The sequence below is a fragment of the Microbacterium sp. Leaf161 genome (genome assembly GCF_001423645.1).
GTDB lineage: Bacteria > Actinomycetota > Actinomycetes > Actinomycetales > Microbacteriaceae > Microbacterium > Microbacterium forte.
In genome coordinates, this window is the sequence record NZ_LMOW01000001.1 from 1,682,379 (window position 1) to 1,700,432 (window position 18,054).

Consider the following 18,054-nt stretch of genomic DNA (forward strand, 5'->3'; position numbering starts at 1 on the left):
ACAGCCGAAACAAAGTTGTTGAACAATATTGCTCGATCCGTTCTACACTGGGTGTCACTCGACACCCACCAACGACGATGGGAAATCCCCCGCAATGTCAGAGAACACCGCAGCCCCGCTGTCCGCAGAAGACGAAGTCCGCCTCGCCGGAGCCAAGAGGCGGGCAGGCCGCAGCGCCGTGATCGGCGCGATCTTCCTGATGGCCACCAGCGCCATCGGCCCCGGATTCATCACCCAGACGGCCACGTTCACCGCGACGATGGGGGCCGCCTTCGCGTTCGCGATCCTCATCTCGATCCTCATCGACATCGCAGTGCAGCTGAACGTCTGGCGCATGATCACCTCATCGGGCAAGCGCGCCGGAGAGCTCGCCAACAGCGCCATCCCGTTCTCCGGACACCTGATCGCCGTGCTCGTCGTGATCGGCGGACTGGCCTTCAACATCGGCAACATCGCGGGTGGCGGACTGGGCCTCAACGCCCTGCTCGGCATCGATCCCAAGCTCGGCGGCGCACTCACCGCGGCCCTCGCGATCATCATCTTCCTCGTCAAGAAGGCGGGCCCGGTGATGGACGTCGTGCTGATCGTGCTCGGCGTGGGCATGATCGTGATGACCGTGATCGTCGCCGTGATCGCCCAGCCGCCGATCGGCGAGGCCCTGCGACAGACGTTCGTGCCCGACGAACTGAACTTCGCCACGATCACCACGATCGTCGGCGGAACGGTCGGCGGATACATCACCTACTCGGGCGCCCACCGCTACCTCGACTCCGGACACACCGGTCCGGAGCAGGCCGGCCCGGTGATGCGCGCCGCGGCGAACGGCATCCTCGTCACGGGCGTCATGCGCTACGTGCTGTTCCTCGCGATCCTCGGTGTGGTCGCCTCGGGCGTCTCGCTCGACCTGTCGAGCCAGGCCGCGAACCCCGCAGGGCAGGCCTTCGGCGCCGTGCTCGGCGATGCGGGGCTGCGCATCTTCGGCGCGATCTTCTGGGCCGCGGCCATCAGCTCGGTGATCGGCGCGGCGTACACGTCGGCGACCTTCCTCTCGACCTTCACGAAGAAGCTCAGGGGCGGCTGGCCGCTGCAGCTGGCCACCGTCGCCTTCATCGTCGTGTCGCTGATCGTCTACGTGTCGATCGGCACGGCTCCGGCCGCGATCCTCGTGTTCGTCGGCGGCTTCAACGGCCTCATCCTCCCGATCGGACTCACGGTCTTCATGTACATCGGCTGGTTCCGCCGTGATCTGCTCGGCTCGAAGAAGTACCCGATGTGGCTGCTCATCGCTGGCACGCTCGTGACGCTGCTCACCTGGTACATGGGCATCGTCTCGGTCGGCCCCATCTTCGCCTTCCTCGGAACCGGAGCGTGACCCCATGGCATCCATCGACCTGAACTCCGACCTCGGCGAGAACGTCCCCGACCGCGTGGTCAGCGACGACGAGAGCATGCTCGACCTCGTGACGAGCGCGAACGTGGCGTGCGGCTTCCACGCGGGCAGCCCCGAGGGCATCCGTGAGACCCTCGCGAGCGCGGTGGCCGGAGGCGTCGTGATCGGCGCGCACCCCGGCTACCGCGACTACGAGAACTTCGGCCGCACGAAGGTCGACATCGATTCGGCCACGCTGCAGGCGCATGTCGAGTATCAGCTCGGGGCGCTGATCGGTCTCGCCGCCGCGGTCGGCGGAAAGGTCGCCTACGTCAAGCCGCACGGAGCGCTGTACAACACGATCGCCCGCGACGAGCGGCAGTCACAGGACGTGGTGGCGGCCATCCGCGCGATCGATCCGAGCCTCGTGCTGCTGGGCCTGGCCGGTGGCGTCGTGCTCGACGTCGCCGAACGCGCGGGGCTGCAGACTGCGGCAGAGGCCTTCGCCGATCGGGCGTATCAGCCCGACGGACAGCTCGTCTCGCGCACCGAGCCCGGGTCTGTGCTGCATGATCCCGCGGCGGTCGCCGAGCGCATGGTGCGCCTGGCCGGCGAGGGAGTGATCCGCGCGATCGACGGCACCGACGTCCCTGTCAGCGCGCAGTCGATCTGCGTGCACGGAGACAGTCCTGGTTCGGTGGCCATGGCGGCAGAGACGAAGCGGATGCTGCAGGACGCGGGCATCACGATCGCACCGTTCGCGGGCGTCTGACATGACCGTCCTCGCCACCTCAGCCCAGCTCGCCGATGCGCGTGCGGCCCGAGCCGCCATCCGGGACGGGCACGCCGAGCCGACCAGTGGGGTCGCGGTCGGGCTGACACAGGCCAATCTCATCTCCGTGCCCGCGGACTGGGCCTTCGAGACCCTGCTCTTCGCACAGCGCAACCCGAAGCCGTGCCCCGTGCTCGAGGTCATCGAGCAGGGAGAGGTGGAGTCACGGCTCGCGCCGGGCAGCGACATCCGCACGGACATCGGCCGGTATCGCATCTGGCGCGACGGCGAACTGGCCGAAGAGGTCACCGACGCGACGGCGGCCTGGGCGGAGCATCCGGACCTCGTCTCGTTCCTCATCGGATGCAGCTTCACGTTCGAGTCCGGACTCGTCGAGGCCGGCATCCCGATCCGTCATCAGGAGCTCGGTCGCAATGTGCCGATGTACCGCACCTCGGTGCCCTGCGCACCGGCGGGTCGCCTGAGTGGCGAGATGGTCGTGTCTATGCGCCCGATCGCGGCGGATCGAGTGGCGGATGCCGTGCAGATCTCCGGCCGAACCCCCGCTGTGCACGGTGCTCCGGTGCACATCGGAGATCCGGCATCCCTCGGAGTGGTCGACCTGGCGCGGCCCGACTTCGGAGATGCCCCCGAGGTGCGCGACGGTGAAGTACCGGTGTTCTGGGCCTGCGGCGTCACCCCGCAGGCCGCGATCATGGCCTCGAAGCCGCCGTTCGCCATCACCCACGCACCGGGGTACATGTTCATCACCGACGTGCCGGATGCCGAGTACCTCGTCTGATGCGCATCCTCACCGCATCCGATCACGCCCTTCTCGTCGAGGCGGCCGACCTCGACGAGGCGATGCGCCTGAACCTCGCCTGGGACGGAGTGCGCGGTGTGGTCGAGCGCATCCCCGGCGCTCGCACCGTGCTCGTGCGCTTCGATCCGCTCGTCGTCTCGGCCGGCGATCTCGCAGAGGCGCTCGCGGCGACGGACATCGACACCGCTCACCTGCCGGTCACCGGCGAGGTCACGGTGCCGGTGCGGTACGACGGCGAAGACCTCGACGAGGCCGCAGCCCTGCTGGGCGTGTCGGCGGCAGAGCTCGTGAACCGTCATCTCGGTGCCGATTGGAAGGTGGCCTTCTCGGGCTTCGCTCCCGGTTTCGGCTATGTGGTGAGCAGCGATCCTCTGTTCGACGTGCCGCGCCGTTCGTCGCCCCGCACGCGTGTGCCCTCAGGGTCCGTGGCGCTCGCCGGGCAGTTCACCGGGGTGTACCCGCGTGAGAGTCCCGGTGGGTGGCAGCTCATCGGTCGCACGGATGCCCTGATGTGGGACATCGACCGCGACCCGCCTGCGCTGCTGTCGCCGGGTACGACCGTGCGGTTCGAACGTGTGCGCGAGCAGGTCGTGACGTCGGGCGCCGCAGATGAACGGGCCGACGAGCGAGGTGTCGCCGATCGACCCGCCGTCGCAGGTGCGCCGGACCCGGGTTCTCCCATGCCGGCCGCCGTCGAGATCGTGCGGCCGTCACTGCAGCTGCTGGTGCAGGATGCCGGTCGCCCGGGTTTCGCGGCGCTCGGCGTCTCGGCGTCAGGCGTCGCCGATCGTCGTGCGATGCGAGACGCGAACCGTGCGGTGGGCAACGAGACCGGTGCCGCCGTGCTCGAGAGCGTTGGGGGCGCGGTGCTGCGCTTCCGGGGCGCCGGGGTCGCCGCCGTCGCGGGTGCCGTCGGCTCCCTCGAACTGATCGATGACGGTGGCGTGGCGCGTCAGATCGCCCATGGCGTGCCCTTCGCCACCGTCGACGGTGACGAGCTCACTCTCGGGCACCCCGCGAGCGGGCTGCGCTACGTCATCGCCGTCCGCGGCGGTGTGGCGGCGGAACCGGCGCTGGACAGCCGCGCGAGCGACACCCTCGCCGGTCTCGGCCCGGCAGCGCTCGCCGCAGGCGACGTGCTCCGTGTCGGCGATCGCGCACCGCATCCCGTCGAGCCCGATGCGATGCCGCGGGCGCTCCCCGCACCCGGCGAGCTGGTCGAGCTCGAGATCACTCTCGGTCCTCGCGACGACTGGTTCACTGCGGCAGCGCTCGCCACGCTCACCGCCCAGGAGTGGACTGCGACCCCGCGCTCGGATCGGGTCGGCATCAGGCTCGAGGGAGCCGTGCCCCTGGAACGGTCGGTCGGCGGTGAGCTGCCCAGCGAGGGCGCCGTCACCGGGGCGATCCAGGTGCCTCCGGACGGCCAGCCCGTGCTGTTCCTGCCCGACCACCCGCTCACCGGCGGCTATCCGATCATCGGCGCCCTCACCGACTGCAGCCTCGACCTCGCCGGCCAGCTGCCGCCCGGTGCACGCGTCCGATTCATCGTCAAGGAGACCTCATGACCAAGGTGCTGATCGCGAATCGCGGAGAGATCGCCGTGCGCGTCATCCGCGCCTGCGCCGAAGCCGGATACACGTCGATCGCGGTCTACGCCGACCAGGACGCCGATGCCCTGCACGTGCGACTCGCTGATGAGGCGCTGGGTCTGGGGGGAGACACCGCTGCGGCCACGTACCTCTCCATCGATGCGCTGCTCGCTGCGGCGCGGAAGAGCGGGGCGGATGCCGTGCACCCCGGATACGGATTCCTCTCGGAGAGCGCGGAGTTCGCGCGAGCCGTGGAAGGCGCAGGGCTCGTCTGGATCGGACCCTCGCCCGACAGCATCGACGCGCTCGGTGACAAGATGACCGCGCGCCGGATCGCGCAGCGCGTCGGAGCACCGTTGGCGGCCGGAACCGACCAGCCCCTCGCCGGCCCTGCGGAGGCCGTGTCCTTCGCCGAGCAGCACGGGCTTCCGATCGCCATCAAGGCGGCATTCGGCGGTGGCGGGCGAGGCCTGAAGGTGGTGCGAGAGCTGTCGGAGGTCGCCGACGCCTTCGACGCCGCGACCCGGGAGGCCATCGCCGCCTTCGGCCGCGGCGAGTGCTTCGTCGAGCGGTTCCTCGAGAGCCCGCGTCACATCGAGGTGCAGGTGCTCGGCGACGGACTCGGCGGCATCGTGGTCGTCGGCGACCGGGACTGTTCCATGCAGCGACGCAATCAGAAGCTCATCGAGGAGGCCCCGGCGCCGGGGCTGTCGAGTGACCAGCGCACGCGATTCCACGACGCGGCCAGGGCGATCTGCGCCGAGGTGCAGTACCGCGGTGCGGGAACCGTCGAGTTCCTGCTCGCCGCAGACGGCACGATCTCCTTCCTCGAGGTGAACACCCGCCTGCAGGTGGAGCACCCGGTCACCGAAGAGGTCACCGGCACGGATCTCGTGCGCGAGCAGTTCCGCATCGCGTTCGGAGAGGGCATCTCGTTCACCGAGACCCCGACGCCGACAGGGCACGCCTTCGAGTTCCGCATCAACGCGGAAGACCCTGGTCGCGGGTTCCTGCCGAGTCCCGGTCGTGTGGAGTCGCTGCGGATCCCCGGCGGACCCGGTGTGCGCTGGGACAGCGGGATCGAGGCGGGCGATGCTGTTCAGCCGGCGTTCGACTCGATGATCGCGAAGCTCATCGTGCACGCCGACAGCCGTGATGCGGCACTGGTGCGGGCACGACGGGCGCTGCGCGAGCTCATGGTCGAGGGGCCGGCCACCGTCATCCCGTTCGATCTGCTCGCGCTCGACGACGCGGCGTTCGCCACCGACACCTTCGCGGTGCACACGCAGTGGATCGAGAGCACGTTGCTGCCGAGGCTCGAGCCTCAGCTGCGCCCGGCTCCCGCCCCGGATGCCGCACTCCAGCGCTTCCCCGTCGAGATCGACGGACGTCGGGTCGTGCTCGGGCTGCCGATCGCCCTGCTCGCGGGACTCGGCGGGCTGGCGGATTCCGGGCCCGCGCCCTCCGCATCCGACCCGGCCGAACTGCGCTCGCCGGCGCCCGGCACACTCGTGCGCTGGCTCGCTGATGACGGCGCGCACGTCGCCGAGGGCGATCCGGTCGCCGTGCTCGACGCGATGAAGATGGAGACCACGGTCGCCGCTCATCGCGCCGGCGTCCTGTCGCACCGCGCCGAGCTCTCAGCGGCGATCGCGCCGGAGGGAATCATCGCCGTGATCGCCTGAGCGCGATCGCCGCCTGATCGCGATCGCCGCCGCACGCGAAGATCCCGGACGCCGCAGCTGCAGCATCCGGGATCTTCGGGTTCGCGGGTCGAGCGTGGTTATGCGGGGTCACCGCCCAGAGGACCCACGGCCTCGAGCGGCCTCGGGTCGTCGGCACCGGTCTTGCGCGCGCGAGCGATGGCGTTGCCCACGTGATAGATCAGGAGAGCTGCGACCGTGCCGAGCACGATGCCGCCGAACGCGAAGTCGCCGAGCTGCATCGAGAACCCGGCGATGCCGATCACGAGTGACACCGCAGCGGTGTACTGGTTCACCGGACGCGAGAAGTCGACCCTGCTGTCGACCCAGATCTTGATGCCGATGATGCCGATCAGGCCGTAGAGCGCGGTGGTCGCACCGCCGAGCACGCCGGCGGGGATCGAGTTGAACACCTCGCCGACCTTGGGCGAGAACGCCAGCAGGATCGCGAAGAGGCCGGCGACCCAGTAGACGGCGGTCGAGTAGACGCGGGTCGCGGCCATGACGCCGATGTTCTCGCCGTACGTCGTCGTGCCCGACCCGCCGAAGCCGCCGGCGATCGTCGTGGCGACGCCGTCTGCGATGAGAGCGCGACCGGTGTGCTTGTTGATCGCGGGGTCTTCGGTCATCGTGGCGACACCGCGCACGTGGCCGACGTTCTCGGCGACGAGCACCAGCACGACCGGAAGGAACATCGCGATGGTCGACCAGGTGCCGGGCGCGACGAAGTCGGGGAGCTGGAACTCGGGCAGGCCCACCCACGGTGCGTCGGCGATGAGCTCTGCGGGCGTCTTGCCACCGCGCAGCGCGTTGGGGACCTCGAACGAGCCGGTGAAGGCGGCGTAGATGAAGCCCACCGCGACGCCGAGGAAGATAGAGATGCGACCGAGGAATCCACGGAAGAGCACCGCGAACAGGATGATCGCGACGAGCGTGATGGTCGCGGTCACGGGGTCGAGCTGGAAGTTGCTCCACGCGGTGGGGGCGAGGTTGAAGCCGATGAGCGCGACGATCGCGCCAGCGACCACCGGAGGCATCAGCGCGTCGACCCAGCGCAGGCCGGCGAACTGCACCACCAGACCCACGACGGTGAGCAGGATGCCGACCGCCACGACTCCCGCCAGGGCGGATCCGGTGCCACCGGCGGCGACCGCGGCGGTGATCGGCGCGATGAACGCGAACGATGAGCCGAGGTAGCTGGGCAGCTGGTTCTTGGTGATCAGCAGGAAGATGAGGGTGCCGAGACCGCTGAACAGCAGCGTGGTCGAGACCGGGAAGCCGGTCAGCGTCGGCACCAGGAAGGTGGCGCCGAACATCGCGACGACGTGCTGGGCGCCGATCGCGATCGTGGCCGGCCAGTTCAGGCGCTCTTCGGGCTTGACGACGGCGCCGGGCTCGACCGTGCGGCCGTTTCCGTGGGTCTTCCACAGGGGCATGCGGGCTCCTCAGGATCGGGGGGAGTGGGAGTGCTGGAGCAACACTACCGATTCCTGAGTGTTCCCTGGGTGCGCGCGTCAGGCCCCGAGGCGCTCGATCAGCTCGCGGTAGCGCGCGGCGGTGCGCTCCACGATGTCCTCGGGAAGCACGGGCGGCTCGCCCTGCTTGTCCCAGTTCGAGGCCAGCCAGTCGCGCACGATCTGCTTGTCGAAGCTCGCCATGCGCTCGCTCGGGGTCGCACCGGTGCGCCAGGCCTCGGCATCCCAGTAGCGCGACGAGTCGCTCGTCAGCACCTCGTCGGCCAGGTGCAGCACGCCGTCGGCATCCGTCCCGAACTCGAACTTGGTGTCGGCGAGGATCAGACCTTTCTCCTCGGCGATCGCAGCGGCCCGCGTGTAGAGGGCGAGTGAGACGTCGCGCAGCTCGGCCGCGCGGTCGGCGCCGACGAGCTCGACGGTCTGCTCGAAGGTGATGTTCTCGTCGTGCTCGCCCATCGGCGCCTTGTAGGCCGGTGTGAACAGCGGCTCGGGCAGGCGGTCGCCGTTCTCCAGACCGGCGGGCAGCGGGATGCCGCACACGGTGCCGCTCTCGGTGTATTCGGCCCAGCCGGAGCCGGTGATGTAGCCGCGCACGACGCACTCGACCGGCAGCATCTCGAGCGACTGCGCGAGCATGGCCCGGTCGGCGACGCTCGCCGGGATGTCGCCCTCGGCGAGGTGGTTCGGAACGTCGCTCAGCTGGCTGAACCACCAGCGGCTCAGGCGCGTCAGCAGCGCACCCTTCTCGGGGATGCCCGGCGAGAGCACGGAGTCGAACGCGCTCACGCGGTCGGAGGCGACCACGAGGATGCGGGTGTCGGCGGCGTCATCCGAGGCGTAGAGGTCGCGGACCTTGCCCGAGTAGATGTGGCGCCAGCCGGGGATGGTCTGCGCATTGCTGTCCGAAGGAGTGCTCACCCGCCCATTATCCCGGTAGACGGCGCCGGTGTCGTGTCAAGGGCTGGTGCGAACGGCGCGGCATCGGCGACGCTCGAATCGACGGAGCGGAGCAGTCATGACGAAGGACCTGTCTACGGGTGACCGGGTGAGCTGGAACACGCCCCAAGGACGAACGCACGGCACGGTCGAGGAGAAGCGGACGAAGGACTTCCGCTTCGCCGGACAGAGCTTCACGGCTTCGGACGATGAGCCGGCGTACATCGTGAAGTCCGAGAAGAGCGGCGAGAAGGCCGCGCACAAGGGCTCGGCGCTGCGGAGGCTGGGCAGCTGAGCGACCCCGGAGGGCGGCGCCCGGTGTCTGCGGGGGTGCCTAGCCTGGACTCGTGACCGACGACACCTTGACCCCACGCCTGCGCCTGTCGCGCCCCGTCGCCGCCGACCTCGACGAGGTCTTCGCGATCCAGAGCGATCCGCGGGTGTGGACGCACTATCCGAGCCTGCGTCACACCGACCCCGAGACGACGATCCGGATGATGGAGCGGTGGGAGCGCAGCTGGTCGGATGCCGGTCTCGGATCGTGGGTCGCCCGTCTGCGCGACACCGGAGAGGTCGTCGGCAACGGCGGGTGCACCCTGCTGGGCGGAGCAGTGTGGAACATCGGCTATCGCATCGCCGGGGACCATCACGGTCAGGGGCTGGCGACCGAGCTGGCGCAGGCCGGAGTCGAGAGAGCGAGGGTGATCGCGCCGGATCGGCCCGTGATCGCCTACCTCGTCGAGCACAACCATGCCTCTGCTCGCGTCGCCGGGAAGCTGGGACTCGACCTCGTGCATCGTGCGCCCGACGCGGGCAACCCCGACCCGGGGGTGGTTCGACTCGTGTACGCGGATCGGCCGCTCACGCCGGAACAGCTCGCGGCCGCCATGGCGTAGATCGGCCGCAGTCGGCATCCGTCTTGTCGACCGGCCTGAAGGAGCGTATAGTCCACATGGACTATTTGAGGTGGAACACGTGTCGAAGGAACCTGTGGAGCGATTGACCCCGATGGGGGTGATGGTGCTCGCGCTGCTGCGCGAGGGCGACATGCACCCCTATGAGATGGTGCGTCTGATGCGCGCTCGCCGCGACGAGCGTCTGCTCGCCGTCACCAACGGGACGCTCTATCACACGGTCGGTCGTCTCCAGCGTGGCGGACTCATCGACGAAGTGGGCACCGATCGAGAGGGCAACCGCCCCGAGCGCACCACCTACACGCTCACGGATGCCGGTCGTGACGCGCTCATCGGCTGGCTCCGCCGCGAGCTGTCGATCATCGACCGCCCCGCCGAGTTCCGGATCGCACTCGCGGAAGCGCACAACCTCGAGCGCCCCGACGTCGTCGACTGCCTCCGCATCCGTCGCGTCGCACTCGCGGAAGGGCATGCTCTGCACCGCGACGGACTGACCGGCGCCCGCCGCAAGGGCGCCCCCGAGCAGGTGCTCGTCGAATTCGAGCGTCAGGAGGTGCTGCTCGACGCCGAGCTGCGCTGGCTCGACTCGCTCCTCGATCGTCTCGAGGCCGAGGCGTTCCCCTGGGGGCCCACGGCTTTCGAGAACACCGACCGCTACCTCGCTCAGCGAAAGGCTGCACAGCAATGACCGACTCTCCCTCGACGGGACGCACGCCCGTGGCATCCTCGTCATCCGGTCCCTCGACCGGCACCTTCGCGGCGGGCCACCGTCCCGCCAGCCCGTGGCCCGCCCTGTGGGCGCTGGTCATCGGCTTCTTCATGATCCTCGTCGACACGACGATCGTCTCGGTGGCGAACCCGGCGATCAAGGCCGCCCTCGACCCCACCACGAACAACCTCGACAACGTGGTGTGGGTCACCAGCGCCTACCTGCTCGCATACGCCGTGCCGCTGCTGATCACCGGACGCCTCGGCGACCGTTTCGGTCCCAAGAACATCTACCTCATCGGCCTCGCGATCTTTACGCTCGCATCGCTCTGGTGCGGACTCTCGGGCTCGCTCGAGATGCTCATCGCGGCGCGCGCCGTGCAGGGGCTCGGCGCCGCCTTCATGACGCCGCAGACCATGGCAGTGATCACCCGCACGTTCCCGCCCGAGCGCCGCGGTGCGGCCATGGGCCTGTGGGGTGCGACCGCCGGTGTCGCCACGCTCGTCGGACCCCTCGTCGGCGGACTGCTCGTCGACGGCTTCGGCTGGGAATGGATCTTCTTCGTGAACATCCCCGTCGGCATCGTCGCCTTCGTGCTCGCCTGGCGGCTCGTGCCCAAGCTGCAGACGAGTCCGCACCGCTTCGACGTCCTCGGTGTCATCCTGAGCGCGGTCGCGCTGTTCCTCATCGTCTTCGGTCTTCAGGAAGGCGAGAAGTTCGACTGGGGTGTGATCTGGGGCCCGATCTCGGTGTGGAGCCTGATCATCACCGGCCTCATCGTGCTCGGGCTGTTCATCGTGCAGCAGGCGCGCACGCGCAGTGAGGCCCTCGTGCCGCTCGCCCTCTTCCGCGACCGCAACTTCTCGGGCGCGAACGTCGCCATAGCCGCGGTCGGGTTCACGGTGACGAGCATGTCGCTGCCGATGATGTTCTTCCTGCAGACCGCTCGCGGGCTCACCCCGACCGAGGCCGCTCTGCTGCTCATCCCGATGGCCGTGCTCTCGGGCGTGCTCGCTCCGTTCGCGGGCAAGCTGCTCGACCGCGTCGACCCGCGCATCATCCTGATCCCGGGTCTCCTCTGCGTCGTCGTCGCCCTCGTCTGGTACTCGACGCTGATCAACATGGGCACCGAGATCTGGATGTTCCTGCTGCCGTCGGCGCTCATGGGCATCGGCAACGCGGGCATGTGGGGGCCGCTCGCGACCACCGCGACCCGCAAGCTGCCGCCGCGCCAGGCGGGCGCAGGCGCGGGCATCTACAACACGACCCGGACCATCGGATCGGTGATCGGCTCGGCATCCATCGCCACGTTCATGCAGTCTCGTCTCGAGGCGAACCTGCCCGGTCTCGCGGATGCCCCGTCGGGCATCAGCGGCGGCGGCTCGCTGCCGCCCGAGGTCGCCGAGGGGTTCGCCGCAGGCATGTCGCAGGCGATCCTGCTTCCCGCGTGCGTGATGGTCGTCGCCCTCGTCGCCTCGCTGTTCCTCGGACGCTACGACAGGGCGGATGCTGCAGCGTCGGCTCCCACGGAGGCGCCCGCGCCTGCGGCGTGACCCACTCCTGCCTGCGAGCCGGGCCTTCCGCACACGCGTGGGGAATGCCCGGTTTGCGGCCGGGAACCCCCCTGTGATGTCATCGGGCGATGACGATCGAGCTCACGAGGCCCACCTCCGACCTGTTCGACTCCTGGGCGGCGGCCGTCGCCGAATTCGGCGACGGTCATGTCGACGGTTCGGGTCTGCAGGCACCCGTCACCCCGGATCTCGCGACGCTCGAGGCCCTGATCGAGAAGTCGACGCTGCTCGCCGACACCACGGCCGAACTGCCCGACGACGCCGTGCACAACGATCTGTACTGGATCGTCGACGACGGCGAGGTCGTCGGTTTCCTCTCCTTCCGGCACGAGTTGAACGAATGGCTCCGTGAGGCGGGCGGCCACATCGGCTACTCGGTGCGCGCCTCTCGCCGCCGACAGGGCTACGCCTCTGCGGCGCTGCGTCTCGGGCTCGAACGTGCTCGCGAGATCGGCCTCGAGCGCGTGCTCGTCACCTGCGACGACGACAACGTCGGCTCGTATCGCACGATCGAGGGTGCCGGAGGCGTGCTGCAGGACGTCAGCGACCAGTCGGCGCGGGGGCACGCGATGCTCCGCCGATACTGGATCACCCTCTAGAGGCGAGCGCGCGGACCGCCCTCGGATCACGGCGACACGCCGTCGCCGGTTAGGGTGGATGGTCGACGACCATCCCGGTGGCAGCATCCTGTCGCCCATCCGATCCGAGGAGCACCCGTCGTGATCCCACATCCCTCTCCTGCTTCCGCGCGCCTGCGCGCGTTCGGACGCACCGTCGGGGCGATGGCGCTCACGGCGTTCATCGCGGCCGGTGCGCTGCTCGGCGGCGCGTCCGCGGCCACCGCGGCCGACGACTCCGAGACCTATGTCATCGGCACCGACACGACGTTCGCGCCGTTCGAGTTCACCTCTCCCGAGGGCGAGCTCGTCGGTATCGACATGGATCTGCTGCGCGCGATCGCAGACGACCAGGGCTTCGAGGTCGAGATCCGTCAGCTCGGATTCGACGCCGCGGTGCAGGCTCTGCAGGCCAACCAGGTCGACGCCGTCATGGCGGGCATGTCGATCACGGAAGAGCGCGAGAAGACGTTCGACTTCAGCGAGCCGTACTTCACCAGCGGCATCCAGCTCGGAGTGCTCGAGTCGAGCGACATCCAGTCGCTCGACGACCTCGACGGAGAAGCGGTGGCGGTCAAGACCGGCACCCAGGGGCAGACGTTCGCCGAGGAGAACCAGGACGAATTCGGCTTCCGCATCACGCCGTACCAGGACACGACCGACATGGTGGATGCCGTCAAGGCCGGCCAGGCCGTCGGCTACTTCGAGGACTTCCCGGTGCTCGCCTACGGCATCCAGCAGGGGTCCGGCTTCCGCCTGATCGGCGAGCCGGAGCTCGGCGGCGAATACGGATTCGCGGTCAACAAGGGCCAGAACCCCGAACTCGTCGAGATGTTCAACGCGGGTCTCGAGAACCTCAAGGCCTCGGGGGAGTACGACGAGATCGTCGACAGCTACCTCGCAGGCGGCGAGGAGAGCACGCAGGCGACCGACATCTTCTCCGTGGCGGTGAAGTACTGGCCCGCTCTGATGGAGGGCCTGTGGCTCACGATCCTCGCGACGCTGGTCGCGATCGTGGCGGCGTTCATCCTCGGGCTCATCTTCGGCTTCGGCCGGGTGTCGGCCTTCGCGCCGTTCCGCTGGGTGGCCACCGCGTACGTCTACGTGTTCCGCGGCACCCCGATCCTGGTGCAGGCGTTCTTCGTGTTCTTCGCCATCCCGCAGCTGTTCCCCGGGCTCACGTTCAACCCGTTCGTCGCGGGCGCCATCACGCTCTCGTTGAACACCGGTGCGTACATGACCGAGATCATCCGCGGCGGCATCCAGGCCGTCGACCCCGGTCAGTCCGAGGCGTCGCGTTCGCTGGGCCTCGGGCACTGGAAGACCATGCAGAAGGTCGTGCTGCCGCAGGCGTTCCGCATCATGATCCCGTCGTTCGTGAACCAGGGCATCATCACCCTCAAGGACACCTCGCTGATCAGCGTGATCGGGCTCGCCGAGCTCACGTTCGTGTCGCGCCAGATCATCGCCTCGACGTACCTGTCGGCCCAGGTGCTGACCATCGTCGCCATCATCTACTTCGTCGTGATCACGCTTCTCACGCTGCTCGCGAACCGCCTGGAGAGGAAGTTCAACGCATGAGCAAGATCGAGGTCAGAGACCTGCACAAGTCGTTCGGCGACAACCACGTGCTCAAGGGCATCGACCTGACGGTCGAAGACGGCGAGGTCATCGCGGTCATCGGTCCGTCCGGGTCGGGAAAGTCCACCCTGCTGCGCTGCCTCAACAAGCTCGAGGAGCCGACGTCGGGTCATGTCATCGTCGACGGCGTCGACCTGACCGACAAGAGCGTGAAGCTCGACGAGGTGCGCCAGCGCATCGGCATGGTGTTCCAGCACTTCAACCTGTTCCCGCACATGACCGTGCTCGAGAACATCACTCTCGCGCCGGTCGAGCTCGGCAAGCTGTCGAAGGCCGAGGCGAAGGAGCGGGCGCTCGCTCTGCTCGATCGCGTGGGCCTGGCCGAGAAGGCGGATGCCAAGCCGGCATCGCTCTCGGGCGGTCAGAAGCAGCGCGTGGCGATCGCCCGCGCGCTGGCGATGGACCCCGAGATCATGCTCTTCGATGAGGCCACCAGCGCGCTCGACCCCGAGATGGTCGGCGAGGTGCTGCAGGTGATCCGCGACCTGGCCTCCGGTGGCATGACGATGGTGCTCGTGACGCACGAGATGGGCTTCGCCCGCGAGGTCTCGGGCCGCACGGTGTTCATGGACGGCGGAGTCGTCGTCGAAGAGGCACCGCCCGCCGAGCTGTTCGGCGCTCCGAAGAACGAGCGCCTGAAGGACTTCCTCTCGAAGGTCCTCTGAGCGTCTTCCGGTGTCGAAGGCCCCACCCGATTCCGGGTGGGGGCCTTCGTCGTCGGGCGATCAGGGCGACGTGACCGCGGCCGGATGCCGGCGGATCGTGGCGCTCACCAGCGCGGCGACGGCGCAGAGGCCGGCGGCGGCGAACCAGGCGACGGTGTACTGGCCCGTGTGGTCGCGCACCATGCCCGCGAGGAACGAGGCGATGCCGGCGCCGATCTGGTGCGAGGCGAACACCCAGCCGAACACGAGCGGACCCCGATCGCCGAAGACCTCACGGCACAGTGCGATGGTCGGCGGAACCGTCGCCACCCAGTCGAGGCCGTAGATCACGATGAACACGACGATGCTCGGCTGCACCTCGGCCGACAGCAGGCTCGGCAGGAACAGCAGGCTCACGCCGCGCAGCGCGTAGTACGCGGCCAACAGGATGCGAGGGTTCACCCGGTCGGTCAGCCAGCCCGAGAACACCGTGCCGGCGATGTCGAAGATCCCGACCACGGCGAGCAGCCCGGCTGCGGTCGTCGTCGGCATCCCGTGGTCGTGGGCGCTGGGGATGAAGTGGGTGCCGATCAGGCCGTTGGTCGTGGCGCCGCAGATCGCGAATCCGATCGCGAGCGCCCAGAACGTCTTGGTGCGCGCGGCGTCGCGGAGCGTGGTGATCGCGAGTCGAGCGGCTCCCCACGCGCTGCCCTTCGGTCGTGCGGTCACGGTGACGGGTCCGCTGTCGCCGTAGCGGTTGACGCCGAGATCGCTCGGACGGTTGCGCACGAAGATCCAGACCAGGGGGACGACCGCGAGCGCACCCCCGGCGATGATCAGCGATGCCCCTCGCCAGCCGATGTCCTCGGCCGCCGCGGCGATCACCGGCAGGAAGATCAGCTGCCCGGTGGCGCTTCCGGCCGTGAGCACGCCCGAGACCAGGCCGCGCCTGGTCGCGAACCAGGTGTCGGTGATCGTGGCCGCGAACACCAGCGCCATCGACCCGGTGCCGAGTCCGATGAGCACGCCCCAGGTCAGAATGAGCTGCGCCGGGGTGGCGACGAAGACGCTCAGCGCAGCACCCGCTCCGATCACGAACAGAGCGGTCACGGTGACGGCGCGGATGCCGAAGCGCTGCATGAGGGCGGCGGCGAACGGTGCTGTGAGGCCGAACAGCAGCAGGTTGACCGTGACGGCGAGCGAGAGCTCGGCCGTGGTCCAGCCGAACTCGTCCTGCAGAGGCAGCATCAGCACCCCTGGTGCAGCACGGAACCCGGCGGCTCCGATCAGTGCGATCAGCGCGACGAGTGCGACGATCCATGCGGGATGGATGCGGCGCTGCGGCATCGCGGGCGGCGTGGGTGTCGGCAGGTCGGTCGGCTCCTCGACCGATTCGGCGGTCATGCGGCGGTGCCTGATGCGAGCGCGAACGGCTCGCCGCCCATGCTGCGACGCGACCACCGGGTGGTGTCTGCGTCGAGCGGGGCGGCGCAGGTCGTGCACCAGTCTGCGGAGGCCGCGAGCTCGCCGCAGCGCCCGCAGCTGACGGTCAGACCCCAGGGGGCGTCGGGATCGGTGATGCGCGTGAATCGCGCGTAGGCATGGAGGATCGGGAGGGTCTCTCGGCCGACCTCCGTCAGGAGATACCCCCGTTCGTCGTCGCGCCGCACGAGGCCCGCCTCGGTCATCGAGGCGAGGCGCCGGGCGAGCACGGAGTCGGCGGCTCCCGTGGCATCGCGCAGCTCATCGAAGCGGGTGCGACCCGAGAACAGCTCGCGCAGGATCAGAAGCACCCACGGGTCGGCGAGCACATCGGCGGAGCGGGCGATCGGACACGTGGCTGTCGACCAGTCGGAGCGGAGCGGCATCCAGTCACTTTCTTGAAGAAAGTTGTCGGTGTCAAGAGTCCGCGTCCGGAATGGCGGAGTACCTGCGCGAGTCGGCAGGAAAACGACGAAGGGGCGAGCTACTCCGCGACGCGGGCCGCGATGTCGGTGCGGAAGTGCGAACCCTCGAGAGTGATGCGGCCGATGGCCTCGTATGCCCGGTCGCGCGCGGTGCGGAAGTCCGATGCCACAGCGACGACGTTCAGCACGCGCCCACCGGTGGCGATCAGCGAGCCGCCGGGTGCATCGGGGCTCGCGGTCGCGGCATGCACGAGACGCACGCCCTCGACGGCCGCGGCGTCGGTCAGGCCTTCGATCGGGCGACCGGTCTGCGGAGCCTCGGGGTATCCCTCGCTGGCCAGGACGACGGTGATCGCGACATCGTCGCTGAAGACCGGCTCGGGCTGGTCTTCGAGAGTGCCGGATGCCGCGGCGAACAGCAGCTCCGACAGCGGCGTCACGAGACGAGGCAGCACGATCTGGGTCTCGGGGTCGCCGAAGCGGGCGTTGAACTCGATCACGCGCACACCGGCGGGAGTCAGGATGAGCCCGGCGTAGAGCAGGCCGATGAACGGGGTGCCCTCCTCGTCGAGCTGACGGATCACGGGCAGGGCGACATCTCGGGTGACCTCTTCGACGAAGGCCTGCTCGCTGCCGAACTGGTCGGCCAGCCACGGCAGCGGCGAGTATGCGCCCATGCCCCCGGTGTTGGGACCTGCGTCGCCGTCGAGCGCGCGCTTGAAGTCCTGCGCGGGGCTGAGCGCCCGCACGGTGTCGCCGTCGCTCAGGAAGAACAGCGAGACCTCGGGGCCCGAGAGGAACTCCTCGATGAGCACGGGGCCCGAGGGCAGATAGTGCTCGGCGTGCGCGAGCGCCTCGGCACGGTCGGACGTCACGATGACGCCCTTGCCTGCCGCCAGTCCATCGGCCTTCACCACATGGGGGGCTCCGAGGTCGTCGAACGCGGCCTCGACCTGGGCGGTCGTGGTGGCTCGCACTGCTCGTCCGGTGGGCACGCCGGCCGCATCCATGATCCGCTTGGCGAACGACTTTGATCCCTCGAGCTGCGCCGCAGCCTTGCCGGGGCCGAACACGGGAATCCCGTGCGCGCGCAGCACATCGGCGACACCGGCGACCAGCGGGGCCTCCGGGCCGACCACCACGAGGTCGACGGCGTGCTCGTTGGCGAAGGAGGTCACCGCGGCGCCGTCGAGCACGTCGAGGGTGACGGGCGTCGCGTCCTGCGCGATTCCGGCGTTGCCGGGGGCGACGAAGATCTCGTGCTCCGCGGTCTCTGCTCGCAGGGCGAGGATGATCGCGTGCTCACGGGCACCGGAACCGAGGACGAGAATCTTCACCCGTCCAGACTACCGAGGCGGACGCGCGCGTTTCGGCGGGT

General features: G+C 69.1%; 17 protein-coding genes. 12 read left to right on the forward strand and 5 right to left on the reverse strand.

All coding sequences use genetic code 11. The features are described from left to right. Positions 1–94 precede the first annotated feature (94 nt). The 5 genes from ASF87_RS08265 to ASF87_RS08285 are packed head-to-tail and all read left to right on the forward strand — an operon-like array spanning position 95 to position 6,241. A complete protein-coding gene (locus tag ASF87_RS08265) occupies positions 95–1,372 on the forward strand; it encodes an NRAMP family divalent metal transporter (protein WP_056375452.1) in 1,278 nt (425 codons plus the stop codon). A 4-nt stretch (positions 1,373–1,376) separates the two neighbouring features. Then, on the forward strand, positions 1,377–2,141 hold the full coding sequence (locus tag ASF87_RS08270) for a LamB/YcsF family protein (protein WP_056375453.1): 765 nt from the start codon (positions 1,377–1,379) through the stop codon (positions 2,139–2,141). A gap of 1 nt (position 2,142) precedes the next feature. Further along, positions 2,143–2,943 carry a putative hydro-lyase gene (locus tag ASF87_RS08275; RefSeq protein ID WP_056375454.1) on the forward strand — a complete coding sequence of 267 codons (801 nt, stop codon included), beginning with the start codon at positions 2,143–2,145 and terminating at the stop codon, positions 2,941–2,943. Further along, positions 2,943–4,532: a 5-oxoprolinase/urea amidolyase family protein gene (locus ASF87_RS08280; protein ID WP_056375455.1), complete on the forward strand. Its 1,590-nt coding sequence runs from the start codon at positions 2,943–2,945 to the stop codon at positions 4,530–4,532. Before ASF87_RS08275 ends, ASF87_RS08280 begins: the two co-directional genes overlap by 1 nt. Continuing rightward, complete coding sequence (locus ASF87_RS08285; RefSeq protein ID WP_056375456.1) at positions 4,529–6,241, forward strand: acetyl/propionyl/methylcrotonyl-CoA carboxylase subunit alpha; 1,713 nt, start codon at positions 4,529–4,531, stop codon at positions 6,239–6,241. The genes ASF87_RS08280 and ASF87_RS08285 overlap by 4 nt, the downstream gene beginning before the upstream one ends. A 98-nt stretch (positions 6,242–6,339) precedes the next feature. Here ASF87_RS08285 and ASF87_RS08290 read toward each other — a convergent pair whose 3' ends face one another. Both ASF87_RS08290 and ASF87_RS08295 read right to left on the reverse strand, forming a co-directional pair. Further along, positions 6,340–7,695 (reverse strand): uracil-xanthine permease family protein, encoded by a 1,356-nt coding sequence (locus tag ASF87_RS08290; RefSeq protein WP_056375457.1) that lies wholly within the window; start codon positions 7,693–7,695, stop codon positions 6,340–6,342. A gap of 78 nt (positions 7,696–7,773) precedes the next feature. Continuing rightward, positions 7,774–8,652, reverse strand: coding sequence for a phosphoribosylaminoimidazolesuccinocarboxamide synthase (locus tag ASF87_RS08295; RefSeq protein WP_056375458.1), 879 nt, complete (start codon positions 8,650–8,652; stop codon positions 7,774–7,776). A 97-nt stretch (positions 8,653–8,749) separates the two neighbouring features. Here ASF87_RS08295 and ASF87_RS08300 point away from each other — a divergent pair, with 97 nt between their 5' ends. The 7 genes from ASF87_RS08300 (at position 8,750) to ASF87_RS08330 (ending at position 14,790) form a co-directional block, all read left to right on the forward strand. After that, positions 8,750–8,965 carry a DUF2945 domain-containing protein gene (locus tag ASF87_RS08300; RefSeq protein WP_056375459.1) on the forward strand — a complete coding sequence of 72 codons (216 nt, stop codon included), beginning with the start codon at positions 8,750–8,752 and terminating at the stop codon, positions 8,963–8,965. Between the two features lie 52 nt (positions 8,966–9,017). Further along, positions 9,018–9,566, forward strand: coding sequence for a GNAT family N-acetyltransferase (locus ASF87_RS08305; RefSeq protein ID WP_056375460.1), 549 nt, complete (start codon positions 9,018–9,020; stop codon positions 9,564–9,566). A gap of 79 nt (positions 9,567–9,645) precedes the next feature. Beyond that, the gene (locus ASF87_RS08310; RefSeq protein WP_200933716.1) at positions 9,646–10,272 is read left to right on the forward strand and encodes a PadR family transcriptional regulator; all 627 of its coding nucleotides are present in this window, start codon (positions 9,646–9,648) and stop codon (positions 10,270–10,272) included. Continuing rightward, the gene (locus ASF87_RS08315; RefSeq protein ID WP_042538021.1) at positions 10,269–11,846 is read left to right on the forward strand and encodes a DHA2 family efflux MFS transporter permease subunit; all 1,578 of its coding nucleotides are present in this window, start codon (positions 10,269–10,271) and stop codon (positions 11,844–11,846) included. The genes ASF87_RS08310 and ASF87_RS08315 overlap by 4 nt, the downstream gene beginning before the upstream one ends. Positions 11,847–11,935: 89 nt before the next feature. Next, on the forward strand, positions 11,936–12,466 hold the full coding sequence (locus ASF87_RS08320) for a GNAT family N-acetyltransferase (protein WP_056375461.1): 531 nt from the start codon (positions 11,936–11,938) through the stop codon (positions 12,464–12,466). A gap of 120 nt (positions 12,467–12,586) precedes the next feature. Beyond that, entirely contained in the window at positions 12,587–14,065 is a 1,479-nt protein-coding gene (locus ASF87_RS08325) for an amino acid ABC transporter substrate-binding protein/permease (RefSeq protein WP_056375462.1), read from the forward strand. Then, positions 14,062–14,790 carry an amino acid ABC transporter ATP-binding protein gene (locus ASF87_RS08330; protein WP_042538015.1) on the forward strand — a complete coding sequence of 243 codons (729 nt, stop codon included), beginning with the start codon at positions 14,062–14,064 and terminating at the stop codon, positions 14,788–14,790. The genes ASF87_RS08325 and ASF87_RS08330 overlap by 4 nt, the downstream gene beginning before the upstream one ends. Positions 14,791–14,850: 60 nt before the next feature. Here ASF87_RS08330 and ASF87_RS08335 read toward each other — a convergent pair whose 3' ends face one another. The 3 genes from ASF87_RS08335 to purD all read right to left on the reverse strand — a co-directional run bounded on the left by ASF87_RS08335 (position 14,851) and on the right by purD (position 18,013). Continuing rightward, the gene (locus tag ASF87_RS08335) at positions 14,851–16,173 is read right to left on the reverse strand and encodes an MFS transporter (protein WP_056375463.1); all 1,323 of its coding nucleotides are present in this window, start codon (positions 16,171–16,173) and stop codon (positions 14,851–14,853) included. Beyond that, complete coding sequence (locus ASF87_RS08340) at positions 16,170–16,637, reverse strand: winged helix-turn-helix transcriptional regulator (RefSeq protein WP_056375464.1); 468 nt, start codon at positions 16,635–16,637, stop codon at positions 16,170–16,172. Before ASF87_RS08340 ends, ASF87_RS08335 begins: the two co-directional genes overlap by 4 nt. A gap of 98 nt (positions 16,638–16,735) precedes the next feature. Further along, positions 16,736–18,013 (reverse strand): phosphoribosylamine--glycine ligase, encoded by a 1,278-nt coding sequence (gene purD / locus ASF87_RS08345; RefSeq protein ID WP_056375465.1) that lies wholly within the window; start codon positions 18,011–18,013, stop codon positions 16,736–16,738. Positions 18,014–18,054: the final 41 nt, after the last annotated feature.